Source organism: Actinomadura sp. K4S16 (genome assembly GCF_008327685.1).
Lineage (GTDB): Bacteria > Actinomycetota > Actinomycetes > Streptosporangiales > Streptosporangiaceae > Spirillospora.
Genome location: NZ_BDDE01000013.1, coordinates 324,016 through 336,504 on the forward strand (window position 1 = coordinate 324,016; position 12,489 = coordinate 336,504).

General features: G+C 70.2%; 14 protein-coding genes. 10 read left to right on the forward strand and 4 right to left on the reverse strand.

The genetic code is table 11. The features are described from left to right. Positions 1-74 precede the first annotated feature (74 nt). Entirely contained in the window at positions 75-716 is a 642-nt protein-coding gene (locus tag K4S16_RS16615) for a hypothetical protein (protein ID WP_160160932.1), read from the forward strand. Positions 717-756: 40 nt separating this feature from the next. Here the strand turns inward: K4S16_RS16615 and K4S16_RS16620 are convergent, their stop codons facing one another. Then, entirely contained in the window at positions 757-1,902 is a 1,146-nt protein-coding gene (locus K4S16_RS16620; protein ID WP_149259844.1) for an FAD-dependent monooxygenase, read from the reverse strand. A gap of 72 nt (positions 1,903-1,974) precedes the next feature. Here K4S16_RS16620 and K4S16_RS16625 point away from each other — a divergent pair, with 72 nt between their 5' ends. The 5 genes from K4S16_RS16625 to K4S16_RS16645 all read left to right on the forward strand — a co-directional run bounded on the left by K4S16_RS16625 (position 1,975) and on the right by K4S16_RS16645 (position 7,032). Next, a complete protein-coding gene (locus tag K4S16_RS16625; RefSeq protein WP_200841916.1) occupies positions 1,975-2,619 on the forward strand; it encodes a TetR/AcrR family transcriptional regulator in 645 nt (214 codons plus the stop codon). 168 nt (positions 2,620-2,787) lie between these two features. Next, on the forward strand, positions 2,788-3,759 hold the full coding sequence (locus K4S16_RS16630; protein ID WP_149259845.1) for an NAD(P)-dependent oxidoreductase: 972 nt from the start codon (positions 2,788-2,790) through the stop codon (positions 3,757-3,759). Then, positions 3,759-4,994: an alpha/beta fold hydrolase gene (locus K4S16_RS16635; RefSeq protein WP_149259846.1), complete on the forward strand. Its 1,236-nt coding sequence runs from the start codon at positions 3,759-3,761 to the stop codon at positions 4,992-4,994. The genes K4S16_RS16630 and K4S16_RS16635 overlap by 1 nt, the downstream gene beginning before the upstream one ends. Before the next feature lie 74 nt (positions 4,995-5,068). After that, on the forward strand, positions 5,069-5,959 hold the full coding sequence (locus tag K4S16_RS16640) for an RNA polymerase sigma-70 factor (RefSeq protein WP_149259847.1): 891 nt from the start codon (positions 5,069-5,071) through the stop codon (positions 5,957-5,959). An 80-nt stretch (positions 5,960-6,039) separates the two neighbouring features. Next, on the forward strand, positions 6,040-7,032 hold the full coding sequence (locus K4S16_RS16645) for an aldo/keto reductase (protein WP_149259848.1): 993 nt from the start codon (positions 6,040-6,042) through the stop codon (positions 7,030-7,032). 14 nt (positions 7,033-7,046) lie between these two features. Here the strand turns inward: K4S16_RS16645 and K4S16_RS16650 are convergent, their stop codons facing one another. The 3 genes from K4S16_RS16650 to K4S16_RS16660 form a co-directional block, all read right to left on the reverse strand. Then, positions 7,047-7,697 (reverse strand): NADPH-dependent F420 reductase, encoded by a 651-nt coding sequence (locus K4S16_RS16650; RefSeq protein ID WP_149259849.1) that lies wholly within the window; start codon positions 7,695-7,697, stop codon positions 7,047-7,049. A gap of 70 nt (positions 7,698-7,767) precedes the next feature. Continuing rightward, complete coding sequence (locus K4S16_RS16655; protein ID WP_149259850.1) at positions 7,768-8,121, reverse strand: helix-turn-helix domain-containing protein; 354 nt, start codon at positions 8,119-8,121, stop codon at positions 7,768-7,770. Further along, complete coding sequence (locus K4S16_RS16660) at positions 8,064-8,708, reverse strand: TetR/AcrR family transcriptional regulator (RefSeq protein WP_149259851.1); 645 nt, start codon at positions 8,706-8,708, stop codon at positions 8,064-8,066. The genes K4S16_RS16655 and K4S16_RS16660 overlap by 58 nt, the downstream gene beginning before the upstream one ends. Positions 8,709-8,808: 100 nt before the next feature. Here K4S16_RS16660 and K4S16_RS16665 point away from each other — a divergent pair, with 100 nt between their 5' ends. From K4S16_RS16665 to K4S16_RS16680, 4 genes are all read left to right on the forward strand, one after another. Then, positions 8,809-9,435: a DUF2867 domain-containing protein gene (locus K4S16_RS16665; protein WP_149259852.1), complete on the forward strand. Its 627-nt coding sequence runs from the start codon at positions 8,809-8,811 to the stop codon at positions 9,433-9,435. Between the two features lie 20 nt (positions 9,436-9,455). Then, a complete protein-coding gene (locus tag K4S16_RS16670; protein ID WP_200841917.1) occupies positions 9,456-10,349 on the forward strand; it encodes a PHB depolymerase family esterase in 894 nt (297 codons plus the stop codon). A 133-nt stretch (positions 10,350-10,482) separates the two neighbouring features. Continuing rightward, on the forward strand, positions 10,483-11,712 hold the full coding sequence (locus K4S16_RS16675; RefSeq protein ID WP_149259854.1) for a hypothetical protein: 1,230 nt from the start codon (positions 10,483-10,485) through the stop codon (positions 11,710-11,712). A gap of 28 nt (positions 11,713-11,740) precedes the next feature. Then, positions 11,741-12,466, forward strand: coding sequence for an alpha-ketoglutarate-dependent dioxygenase AlkB (locus K4S16_RS16680; RefSeq protein WP_235036851.1), 726 nt, complete (start codon positions 11,741-11,743; stop codon positions 12,464-12,466). Positions 12,467-12,489: the final 23 nt, after the last annotated feature.

Below are 12,489 nucleotides of genomic sequence, written 5' to 3' on the forward strand. Positions count from 1 at the left end.
ACACGAACTCGTCGGTCGGCGGAACTGCGGGCAGCCGCCGTACGTCCCAACTGGGAGACTCCTGATGTCCTGGAGTGGAATACATGGCAAAAGACCGGATATCTCTCGGCCTTGCACTCTTCGGGCTGGCCGGGCTCTGTGCCCTGGTGGCCTGGTTCTGGTGGCCGGATCTGTTGGGGAAACTGGCTCTGTGGTTCGGCGCGGCGTCCTTCACCTGGAAGGGCTTCCGCGCCTTGCTGGGTAAGGCCAGTCCCTCGCGGGTACCGGCCGCTGCCCAGCCGGACCCGCCTGCTCGGCCTGCGCTCGACACTCCGGGCCCCGACGAATCCCTGCGTCCGCAGGGGCTGCCCGAGGCCCCTGCGCCTCCGTCCGCTCCCCGGGACGGCGGGATGCGATACCCCGACGCGTCCCCGCCCTCCGCGCATGCGGATCACGCAGTCAGACAGGCGGTGCGGGGCGCCGCCGAAGACACCCTGCACAGCATGCGGCGGTTCGGGGCCGTGCTCGCCTTGGTCCTCTTGGTGCCAATGACGCTGGCCATGGCCATCGGGGGGATCGTCCTGCTCAGCAAAGGCGACGTGCCGATGGCCGGTGTCATGTGCGCGGTGGCCGGCTTCCTGGTGTGGTACTGCTGCGGACCGCTGCGGCGCTTCTGGAAGTCAGGTGAGACCGAGGTGGATGACTTGAACGCTGTTGTCGACGGTTCGGACGAGTGACGCCGGCCATTCGCCGTCGCCGCGCCGAGCGGCACCCCGTTCAACTGGTGGGACGCCAGTCCAGGACGGGGGCGAGGGAGCGGAGCATCGCACTCGGTGGGGTCAGGCCCATGACCCGGTTGCGCAGGGCGACCGCGGGGCGGCGGCTCCATTGGGCGACGGCGCCGACGCGGCGCGAGCGTCGGGCGATCATCTGGCTGCGCGGGCGGCGTTCCCGGTCGTAGGCGTCCAGCGCGGCCTCGACCGTCGGGTGGCGGTCCAGGAGGGCCGCGAGTGTGACGGCGTCCTCGAGTGCCTGGCAGGCGCCCTGTCCGAGGTCGGGGGTCATCGCGTGGGCGGCGTCGCCGAGCAGGGCGGTCCGGCCGGAGACGAAGGTCTTCAAGGGCGGCAGTTCGTACAGATCGTTTCGCATCACGGCGTCCTCGTCCGCCTGGTCCAGCAGCGCCGGGATCGGATCGTGCCAGCCCGCGAAGCGGCGCCGCAGCTCGGCCAGCTCCCCGTCCGGGCTGCGCTCGCCCGCCGGCGTGCCGGCGACGCCGAACATGTAGATCCGCCCGTCGGGCAGCGGGGCCAGCCCCATCCGTTCGCCGCGGCCCCAGCTCTCGCCACCCGCGCGCAGCCGTGCGCCGGGGTCGACGAGCAGCCGCCAGGCGGTGTAGCCGGCGTAGCGCGGTTCGGGGGCCTGCGGCCACAGTGAACGGCGGACGGCGCTGCGGATGCCGTCGGCTCCGACGACCAGGTCGGCGCGGGCGACGCCGGTGTCGTGCGCGACCTCGACGTGCCGCCCGGCGGCCCGTACTCCCCTGACCGTGACCCCGGTTCGCAGGGCGGCGCCGGACGCCGCTTCGTGCAACAGCGCCAGGAGGTCGGCGCGGTGGATCATGACGAGCGGGCCGTAGCGGCGGGTCATCTCCTCGGTGTCGGTGCGCGACAGCCACTTGCCCGACGAATCGCGGATGCCCGCCTGCGTCTCGCTCATGGCCCGCGTCCTGACCTGCTCACCGACGCCGAGCGCGGCCAGGGCGCGCACGCCGTTGGACCACACCGACAACCCGGCGCCGACCTCGCGGAACTCAGGCGCCCGCTCCAGGATTTCGACGCGCCAACCCCGGCCGGACAGGGCGACGGCCGCCGCCAGCCCGCCGATGCCGCCGCCGACGACGATCGCCGTGCGCTGCTCACCCATCGCCTACCCCTCTCTCTACACCTGTAGCGGACATCAGCTACTCTACATTTGTAGAGAGGAACGGGAGAGACAGTGACGGAGAACACATCGCCCCCCTCCAGGCGCGAGGAGCTCGCGGACGCGGCCATCACGACCCTGGCCGAGGCCGGCATGCGGGGCCTCACCCACCGGGCGGTCGACAAGGCGGCGGGCCTGCCCGAAGGCTCCTGCTCCTACTACTTCAGAACCCGCCAGGCGCTGCTACAGGCGGCGGTCGAGCGGCTCGAACAGGTGGACACCGCCGAGCTCACCGCCCGGCCCGCACTGTCAGGCGCGGACGCGCCGGGGCACGAAGGGGTGGCCGGGGCGGCGGCCCACCTGGTCGAGCACTGGACCACGGCCGGACGCGAGCGGATGCTGGCCCGCTACGAACTCGCCCTGGAGGCCACCCGCAGGCCCGAGCTCCGCACCGTGCTCGTCAGGGCGGGAGCACGGTCCCGACAACTGGCCGAAGCGATGCTCACCGCCATCGGCGCCCCCGCCCCGGCACTCCAGGCCCCGCTGCTGGTGGCCTACCTCGACGGCCTGATCTTCGACCATCTCGCCGGCGCGGGCGCCCTGGCCCTCACCCACGCCGAACTCAAGGCCGCACTCCTCGACCTCCTGCACGCCTTCACCACGCCCGGCCCGTCCGGCTCAACCGCCGCCACCGGGCGCGCGGAACGCGGCGCAGGATGATCCGCCGGCGACCGGTGGGCGCCGGCACCGGCACGGTGGGCGCCTGCCTTGCGGCCCCCGCCTGTGATCGGGATCACTCTCTCGACTGTCACGCCGAGGCAGGCCGGCCCGTCTGTTCGCCGTGAGTACGGCAGCCCGGCGTCCGCCGGGACGGACAAGGGAGTGATCATGCGGGTTCTCATCGCGGGAGCCACCGGGGTGATCGGCAGCCGGTTGGTTCCGCTGCTGACCGCCGTGGGGCACGAGGTGCTGGGTCTGGCCCGGCCGGGAAGCGACACCGCCGCCCTGGAGGCGGCGGGTGCACGGGTGGTGGTCGCCGATGCGCTGGACCGGGACCGGATGCGGCGGGCGGTCCGGCGAGCGGCGCCGGAGGCGGTGGTGAACCTGCTCACCGCGATCCCGGCCGAGATCGATCCCAGGCACCTGGCGCGGGACTTCGGCCCCACAAACCGGCTGCGCATCGAGGGCACCCGGAACCTGATCGAGGCGGCTCCCGGAGCCCGGATCATCAGCCAGGGGTTGGCCTACGGCTACCAGCCCGGCGAGGGCCCGGCCGACGAGGACGCCCCGCTGTGGCGGACGGGCACTCCCAAGCAGTTCGTGCCGGTACTGGATGCGCTGGACGAGCTGGAACTCCAGACCACTCGGGCGGACGGGCTGGTGCTGCGGCTGGGACACCTGTACGGGCCCGGCTCCATCTACGCCGCGGACGGATCGTTCGTCCGGCAGGTGCGGGCCGGGAAGGTGCCGCTGGTCGGCGGCGGGAACGCGGTGTTCTCCTTCATCCACGCCGACGACGTGGCGACCGCCGTGGCCGCCGCGTTGGACAAGCCCGAGGTCGCCGGCGTGGTGAACATCGTCGACGACCAGCCCGTGCCGTTGCACCGATGGCTGCCCGAGATGGCCGCCGTCCTCGGCGCCCCGGCACCGAAGAAGGCGCCCGCCGCCCTGGCCCGGCTGGCGGTCGGGACCTGGGGCGTGGCGTTCATGAACCGGCTGCGCGGCGCCGCCAACACCCGGGCCCGGCTGCGCCTGGACTGGCGCCCTCGTCATCCGTCGGTGACCGAGGGGTTCGCCGCCGAACACGGCGGCGGAACGGCCCGGGCGTCCGCCTCGACGTCGATCCGAGGAAACCGGTGATGAAGGCTGTGCCGAGTGCGCTGCTCGTCCCCCTGGCCGCCCTCGCGTCGGCGGCCGCGATCGTCACCCCGGTCCACGCCGACGCGGTCTGTGACGACTGGTGCCAGGCCGCCTGGGTGCAGCAGCGCGCCAACGCCCTACCTCGAACCGCCTTCTACGACGTGCCCAGCCCGCTGCCGCAGGCACCGGCCGGAACCATCATCCGGCGACAGGTCACAACCGGCTACACCGTGCCCGCCGGGACCCGCGCCACCCGTCTGCTGTACCACTCTCGCACCTCCAGAGGCCGGGACGTCGCCGCGGCCGCCGTCGTGCTGACCCCGTCCGGCACTTCCCCGCAAGGCGGCTGGCCGGTCGTACTGGACGCCCACGGCACCAGCGGTATGGCCCGTGACTGCGCCCCGACCTTGATGAGGGACCTCTACCACGGCGACCAGATGGCGCGTTTCCTGGCGCGGGGCTATGCCGTCGTCGCACCCGACTATGCCGGGCTTGGAACCGACGGCGCGCACGCACTCGGCGACAAGACGGCCGCCGCCAACGACGTCGTGTACGCACTGCGGGCCGCCCGCGCCGCCGTGCCGGCACTTTCACGCGGTTGGGTCCTCTGGGGGCACTCCCAGGGCGGCGCCGCCGCGCTCGCCGTCGCCGAACGCCAGATGTGGCGCCCCGTGGGGGGCTACCGCGGCGCGGTGGTGACCTCACCCGCCGCGAACCTGAGCAGGATCGCCGGGCATGCCGCCGCCCGGCCCGGGCTGGGCGGCTTCATCGCCCTGATCGCCTCCGGCGCGTCCGTGAACGATCCCATGATCCAACCCCGGCGGCTGCTCACCGCCGAGGCGCTCGATCGCCTCGAGGCCACCCGTTCCGGCTGCCTGGGCGTAGTGAGCGCCGTCTTCCGCGACTTGACCGGGCCGGAGCTGGTGCGTCCCGGCGCGTTGACCGAGCCGCGCTTCGCCCGCTTCCTGAAGGCCAACAGCACCGGCACCCGGCGCGTGGCCGGGCCGGTCCTGCTGCTCCAAGGCCGAGCCGACAGCGTCGTACCCGCATGGATGACCGACGACGTCGCCGCGGCGCTCCGCCATACCGGCTCCAGGGTCGACTACCGCACCTACCCCGGGCTGGAGCACGACACCTACCCCGGTCAGACCGTCGGTATCGACGACGGCGCCATGCCCGACATCCTCACCTGGATCGCCGGCCGATTCGCCGGCGGAACGGGCGCGTCGCGGTGACCGTCGCGGCGGCTCCATCGCCGGCCCGTGAAAGCCCTCGACGGCCGAGCCGCCGACCAAGGAGGGAGTACGAGGTGGATGAGACCTTCGAAGAACACCGGCGGCTGCTGCTGGGCCTGGCGTACCGGCTGCTGGGCAGCATGTGGGATGCCGAGGACGTGGTGCAGGAGGCCTTTCTGCGCTGGCTGCGAACCGACCGTTCCCAGATCCGCGAGCCACGCTCGTACCTGGTGACGGTGGTGTCCCGCCTCGCCCTCGACCAGCTGCGTTCGGCGCGGGCGACCCGCGAGGCCTACACCGGACCATGGCTCCCCGAACCGGTGGACGGCCAGGCGTTCGGACCGCTGGAGACCGCCGAAATGCGTGACACGCTCTCCTACGCGACGCTGCACATGATGGAACGGCTGTCACCGCCCGAACGGGCGGTGTTCGTACTGCGCGAGGCCTTCGACCTGCCCTATGACCAGGTCGCCGAGATCCTCGGCAGTCCCGCCGCGACCTGCAGGCAGTGGCACCACCGCGCGGTCGCCTACCTGGCCAGGGATTCCGAACGGTTCACCGCCGAACCCTCCGATCACGCCGAACTCCTCACCCGGTTCCTGGCCGCGGCGGCGGACGGCGATCTGGCCGCCCTAACGGAGCTGCTGGCCGAGGACGCGATCGCCTACAACGACGGCGGCGGAAAGGTCCGCGCCGCTCTGCGCCCGATCACCGGACGCGACGACGTGCTGGCGTTCGTGACCGGGCTGCTGTCCCGCTATCCACTGCAGGAGGTCCACCTGACCCAGGCCAACGGCGAACCGGCGATCTGGACCGTGATCGGCGGGCAGCGGCAGCTGGCGGCCTTCGACGTCCGTGCCGGACGCATCCACGCCATCTTCGGTGTCCTCAACCCCGACAAGCTCACCCGTATTCGGACCACTGCCTGTTCATCACCGCGACCACGCCACCGCACTCCCTGGTGATGCCGGCAACCGGTGCCCCTCGGCTCTGAACGACGCCGCAGGACGGGGACGCAACGACAGCGACCAGAGAGGTCAAGATCATGGAAGCCAGGATGTTGGGGCGCACCGGGAGGCGGGTCGGCGTGATCGGGCTCGGAGCCTGGCAGCTCGGAGCCGACTGGGGGCGGTTGGAGGAGTCCGAGGCCCTCGGCACGCTGCACTCGGCGCTGGAGTCGGGAGTGGACTTCGTCGACACCGCCGACGAGTACGGGGACGGGCGCAGCGAGCAGATCATCGGCGAGTTCCTGCGGTGGTGCGCGCGGACGGGAGCCCGGAAACCGACCGTGGCCACGAAGATGGGCCGAAGGCTGCCCCAGGAACCTGAGAACTACAACGCCGCCAACTTCCGCGCATGGACCGACCGCTCGCGCCGCAACCTCGGGGTCGAACGGCTCGACCTGGTCCAACTGCACTGCCCCCCAGATCCCGTGTACGCCTGCGACGAGGTGTTCGACGCCCTCGACGCCCTGGTCGCCGACCAGGCCATCGCGGCCTATGGAGTCAGCGTCCGCACCTGCGAGCAGGCGCTGGCCGCCATCGCCCGCCCCGGTCTGGCCACGGTCCAGATCGTCCTGAACGCCTTCCGCATGAAACCGCTGGAGCGGGTGCTGCCGACCGCAGCCAGGGCAGGGGTCGGCGTCATCGCGCGCGTCCCGCTCGCCAGCGGGCTGCTCTCGGGGCGGTACACCGCCGCGACGGTCTTCGGCGCCGACGACCACCGCTCCTACAACCGGCACGGCGAGGTCTTCGACGCCGGTGAAACCTTCTCCGGCGTGGATTTCACCACCGGTCTGGAAGCGGTGGAGCGCCTGCGTCCGCTGGTGCCCCAGGGGACGTCTCTGGCTCAGTTCGCGCTGCGCTGGATCATCGACCAGGAAGCGGTCAGCGTCGTCATCCCGGGTGCCCGCAACGCCCGGCAGGCGCACGGCAACGCCGCCGCGGCGGCACTGGCCCCACTGGATCAGGACACGCACAGGGCCGTACAGGAGGTCTACGACCAACTGATCCGCCCACAAATCCACCACCGATGGTGAATGCCGGCAACGATTCATTCGCCGGTGCGGCCCGGGCTGGTGAACGCGAAGACGGACAGCGGGTCGTAGCCGGAGAAGAGCAGGCGGATGACGACGATCGCCATGGCCTCCAGGTGGCGCGCCTGCCTGATGTCGCCGGCGTCCAGCGGCTCCGCGCCGAGGTCCGTGATCAGGGCACGTGCCGTGGCCTTGCCGTTCTCGTCACCGGCGAAGGGGACGGCCAGAGGCCGGTCGTCGAAGACCGGCGGCCGCATCCGCCATACGGCGGCATGCGCCTGGTTGAATGCCTTGATGACGTGGGCGCCGGGGGACAGCCGGGCCACCTCCTCGGCCATCGAGGCACCGCCCTCGTAGGTGACCTGCGAGAAGTCGGAGACGTCGACCGCGTTACCGCAGTCGATCACCGTCTTGCCGGCGAGTGAGCCTTCGGGGGCGCCGGCCGCGCGCAGGGTCTCCTCCACCCCGGCGAGGCGGACGGCGATCAGGACGGCGTCGCCGAACTCGGCGGCCTCGCGCAGCGTTCCGGCGCGGGCGCCGATACGTTCTGCGAGGTCGGCGGCCTTCTCGGGCGTGCGGCCGCCGATGAGCACGTCGTGTCCGGCCGACACCCAGCCGGCCGCCAGCGCTTCGGTCATCATCCCGGCCCCGAGCACACCGATCTTCATGACAGTCCTCCTGTGAGGTTCGAGGTTCTGTCCGAAGACGCTAGAAGGCCGTGGGGAACCAGCTGGTTCCCTACGCGGAGGCGGCTGCGCGGGCCTCGAGCAGGGCACCGGTGTTGTCCTCGGCCCACCGGGACAGCGCAGCCAGCGGTTCGAGAAGGCTGCGGCCCAGCTCGGTGAGGCGGTACTCGGTGCCGGGCGGAGCCGTCCGCAGGGCGCGCCGCTCGACGAGGCCGTTTTCGCCGAGTCGACGCAGCGTCTGAGTCAGCATCTTCTTGCTGATGCCGCCGACGTTCTCACGCAGTTCGGTGTAGCGGGCCGGGCCGCGGCCCAAAGCGACCACGACGACCACCGACCAGGTATCGGCGATCAGGTCGAGCGTGGTGCGGGCCGGGCAGTCGGCGAGGAAGACGTCATAGGCGACCACTCCGGAATCGTAGGCACGGCCCGCCCACCGGTCCAAAAGTCCATCAACACGAGGTCGGAGGCGCGGGCGCGGACGTCGGCCCGGGTGCGGCCGGGGTGGTCGGCGGCGAGGAACCGGCTGCCTATGGCCAGACAGAAGGCCAGGAGGCTGCGGGCCTCGATCTCGTCGGGGTCCGAGCAGAAGGTGCCGATCAACTCGCGTGCCAGGGCGATGCGCTGGTTGTCGACGCGGCGCAAGCGTTCGGAGACCGCCTCGTCACGTCGCGCCCAGTCCCTGACGGCCAGGTCGATCGGCAGCAGGCGGTCGCCTGAAAGCGTCAACCGGCCGGCGAGTCTGATCTTGGCCCGTGCATCGCCGTCCTCGTGTGCCACGCGTGCCAGGACGTCGTCGACGCTCTCACGCTCCCAGACGTCCAGCATCGCCTCCAACAGCGCGTTCCTGTCGGCGAAGTACCCGTAGAACCCGCCCTTGGTCACGCCGAGCCTCTTGGCGATGGCCTCGACGCGCACGGCGTCGGGCCCGCCGGCGGCCAGCGCCCGCAACCCTTCCTCGATCCACGCGCCCCGTGGCGTGCGAACGGTTCCCATATGTGATCCACTTCATTCGAGGATGATCTATACGCCACCGTATAAATCAACTTAGGCTCGTTTTATACGCCAGCGTATACTTGGCCTCGAGGAGGAGACCATGTCGCCACGACTCCCGCACACCGAGCACACCTCACGCCCGTGGCGGATCCACGAACTCACCCCCGGTTTCCGGGTGGAGGACGTGTGGCGGTATCGCACTCCAGGCGCCGGCCCGGACGACTTCCCCGTGATGCTCGACGCGCTCGAGGCGCTCGCCGGACCCGCGAACTCTGGTCTCGCCGTGCGGGCCCTGTTCGCGGCCCGCTGGAAGCTCGGCGCCCTGCTCGGCTGGGACAAGCCCAAGCAGAGCCTGGGTACGCGGGTCCGCTCGCTGCGGGAGGTCCTCCCGCCCGACCTTCCCGCCGCCGGGGACGGCCACGCCGTCCCCGGCACTCCTTTCAAACGGCTGTACATCCTCGACGACGAGTACGCCATGGAGTTGGCGAACAAGACCGTGCATACGGTCTGCCACCTCGGATGGGTGCAGGCCGACAACGGCGACTACGAGTTGCGCATGGCCGCACTCGTCAAGCCCAACGGAACGTTCGGGCGCTTGTACATGGCCTGCATCAAGCCGTTCCGGTACCTCATCGTCTACCCCCAGATGACCCGGCAATGGGAACGCGCGTGGCGCGACCGCCACCGCCTCGTCCCGAACGCCGGCAACCGCACGGCCCGACACTGAGGGGAACGGCAGTGCCCCACGTGCGCATCACACGCGGCGGCGTCGATGTCGCCGGGCGCCGCCGCAGTTACACGCTGGTCGCGCCTCCCGACGCGATCCCCGGCGGCCCACTCGTCCTCGTCTTCCATGGCTCCGGGCAGAGCGGCGGCAAGTTCCGCGCCTTCTCCGGCGGTTCCTTCGACTCACTGGTCACCGCGGCAGGGGCCGTGGTCGCCTACCTCGACGGTTACAAGGGCCAATGGAACGACGCGTGCGCCGACAGCAGTGTCAGCGCACGCGTCGAGGACGTCGACGACGTGGCCTTCGCCACGGCCATGGTCGGCGCGCTGGAAGGCAGTCACCGCATCGACCGCTCGAAGGTCCAGGCGGTCGGGTTCTCCAACGGGGGCGGGATGGTGATCCGGCTCGTCCACCAAGAGCCCGGCCTGCTGGCCGGCGCGACCGTCATCGCTGCCACCCAGCCGGCGCCGGAGAACTTCCTGCTCGGCGCCGTGCCCGCCGCCCCGCTCCCGATGCTGCTGATCCACGGGACGGACGACCGGCTCGTTCCCTACGGCGGCGGAATGATCGGTGGAAGGATGCACCGATTGGCCCGGTGGATGTTCCACACCGGCGGGCGGTTCCTGTCGGCACCGCAGACCGCGGCCTACTTCGCGGCCCGCAACTCGATCGACCGGCCGCCCGGGACGCGGAAGCTGCCGCACAGTGTCCGATCCCATACCGGATCGCGAACCACCTCGGTCACCGCCACGGACTACCGGCAAGCCGGCACGCCACCGGTCTCGCTCTACACGGTGCACGCCGGGGGCCACACGGTCCCCGGCGTGCGGCCCGCCCCACGCGTCATGGGCCGAACCTCCAGCCTGAACACCGCCGAGGCGGTCGCGGAGTTCTTCGGCCTCGTACGCCGCTGAAACCACTCGCGCCGGTGATCCCGACTAACATTCTCTACCGTACGGAAGTTCACGGTATGGGCCGGACGGATCGGCGGGCATCCGGCGACTCTGCGGGTTCGCGTCTCAGAGGGCGAATGGCAGGTGCTGTTCAATGCACACGACAGAGCTGACAGAGGCCTGCATCGATGATGCGAGCAACGTTCTGGTCGCACCTTCGACGCTTCAAGGCAATGGCTCGATCAGGGATTTCTTCGGGTCCCCGATCACACCGGAGGACCTCGATTCCGGTTCGCCCGACCTCGCTCAGAAGACGGTCTACTTGTGCGGCGACGTGTCAGGGATCAGCGCCCGCCGACTGCGTGCGGCGGCCCGGGTGTTCGTCATCCGGGAGCTGTCGCGCGGTTGCGATGAGGGCATCGACGACCTCTGGACCGTCATCGACCTCGGCCGAGTTCCCATCCGCGTGCATGGCGCCGGCGTTTACTACCGCCGCTTCTTCGACCCCGGAGCCGATCACTTCGGGCGGATCTCCACGGAGCACGCGTTCCAGTCGCTGACGGAGTCCACCAAGCCCGGGACAGCCCGTCGCAGCGGAATCTATCTGACGCCCGTCACCCGTGAAGGCGACGAGCTGCATTTCCGCCTGCTCCGGTGCTCCACCAATCTCTCGGGGCCGACCGAGGGCTTTCGCCCGACCGACACGCACATCGTCGAGGCTCTGAACCGGGAGGCGGCCGCCGTCTTCCGGAACCAGGCGCCGCTGAATCACGTCCTCGCTCAGATCTACCACAACACCCCCGCCACGACCGAGCGCAAGCAATCCAAGGCCAAGATCTCGGCGCATGCCGACAAGACCAAGGACATGCCGGTCAACGGCATCATGGCCTTCTGCACGTTCTATGACCGGCTGGACGAGCTGCACCCCCTGCCCGAAGACGCCTTCGACTACGGCGTGAAGGGTGCCAGTGGGCTGACCAGGCTCAACTTCCGCCTCAAAGAGCCGACCGAAGGACGCGACGAGGCCGCGCTCCCCTCGCAGTTCAGCCTGACGCTCTATCCCGGCTCCGTGTTCCTCATGCCGCTGTCCACCAATCGCCTGTACACGCACGAGGTCCGCCCCTCGGGATTGGACGCCGAACTGCTCCCGACCCGCCTTGGATACGTGGTGCGCTGTTCGAGCGCCGAAGCCGTCCACAAGAACGGCCAAACGTTCCTCAAAGCGGGCGAAGGGCTGGTGAAGCTGGAGCCGCCCACACCGGCGGGCATGGACGAGCTGCGCAGGCTTTACGCCGAGGAGAACAGGACCTCGTCCTTCATCGATTACGGCGACGAGTTCCTCTTCAGCATGAACCAGGGAGACTACGTTGCCCCCCGGATCTAGGATCTCGGACGAGATCCTCTCGTACACCTTGGCGACCGAGGATGATCTCTTCGCGGAGCTGTCCGCGTCGGCACGCCTGGAAGATGTCGGAAAAGGCCGGCGCGGCGCGACGCTCACCAAGGTGGACGAGGCGGAGGGCGTGCCTCTCGTACGCACCACCACTCGATACGGCAACCCGACACAGCGTTTCCGGGCGGTGCACGAACGGCTGGCGCAACGAATCCGAGAACGCGCGGCACTTCCGGTCGGCTTCAACAACGCTCTCATCGAGAGCTACACGAACGCGTACAAGACCATGGGCGGCCATTCCGACCAGGCCCTCGATCTGGCCGACGGATCGTTCATCGCCGTCTTCTCCTGCTACGAACGTCCCGAAGCGGACCCGCCGAGGAAGCTGATCTTCGAATCGAAGGAGTCCGACGGCGAGAAGTTCGAGATCCCCCTCGGCCACAACAGCGTCGTCGCGTTCTCTGTCGGTTCGAACCGGCGGCTCAAGCACAAGATCGTGCTGAACACGCCTGCCCAGGCGACGGACAACCAATGGTTGGGCGTAACCTTTCGCACGTCGAAGACCTTCGTCCGGTTCCGCGACGGACACGCGTTCCTCCCGCAGGGTGCGCGCCTCACGTTGGCCGACGACGAGCAGAGGCGCGAGTTCTACCGGCTACGGCGCCGCGAGAACAACGAAACGGACTTCGTCTATCCCCCGCTGACGTACACCGTCAGCGAGAGCGACCTGATGCCGCCCGCCTGACCCCTCCATGTCCGGGTGCGCGG

Coding starts and splice junctions, on each gene's coding strand:
- K4S16_RS16635 (WP_149259846.1), top strand. CDS start 3,759: ATGAAGGCTGTGCCGAGTGCGCTGCTCGTCCCCCTGGCCGCCCTCGCG.
- K4S16_RS16675 (WP_149259854.1), top strand. CDS start 10,483: ATGCACACGACAGAGCTGACAGAGGCCTGCATCGATGATGCGAGCAAC.
- K4S16_RS16665 (WP_149259852.1), top strand. CDS start 8,809: ATGTCGCCACGACTCCCGCACACCGAGCACACCTCACGCCCGTGGCGG.
- K4S16_RS16650 (WP_149259849.1), bottom strand. CDS start 7,697: ATGAAGATCGGTGTGCTCGGGGCCGGGATGATGACCGAAGCGCTGGCG.
- K4S16_RS16620 (WP_149259844.1), bottom strand. CDS start 1,902: ATGGGTGAGCAGCGCACGGCGATCGTCGTCGGCGGCGGCATCGGCGGG.
- K4S16_RS16645 (WP_149259848.1), top strand. CDS start 6,040: ATGGAAGCCAGGATGTTGGGGCGCACCGGGAGGCGGGTCGGCGTGATC.
- K4S16_RS16630 (WP_149259845.1), top strand. CDS start 2,788: ATGCGGGTTCTCATCGCGGGAGCCACCGGGGTGATCGGCAGCCGGTTG.
- K4S16_RS16660 (WP_149259851.1), bottom strand. CDS start 8,708: ATGGGAACCGTTCGCACGCCACGGGGCGCGTGGATCGAGGAAGGGTTG.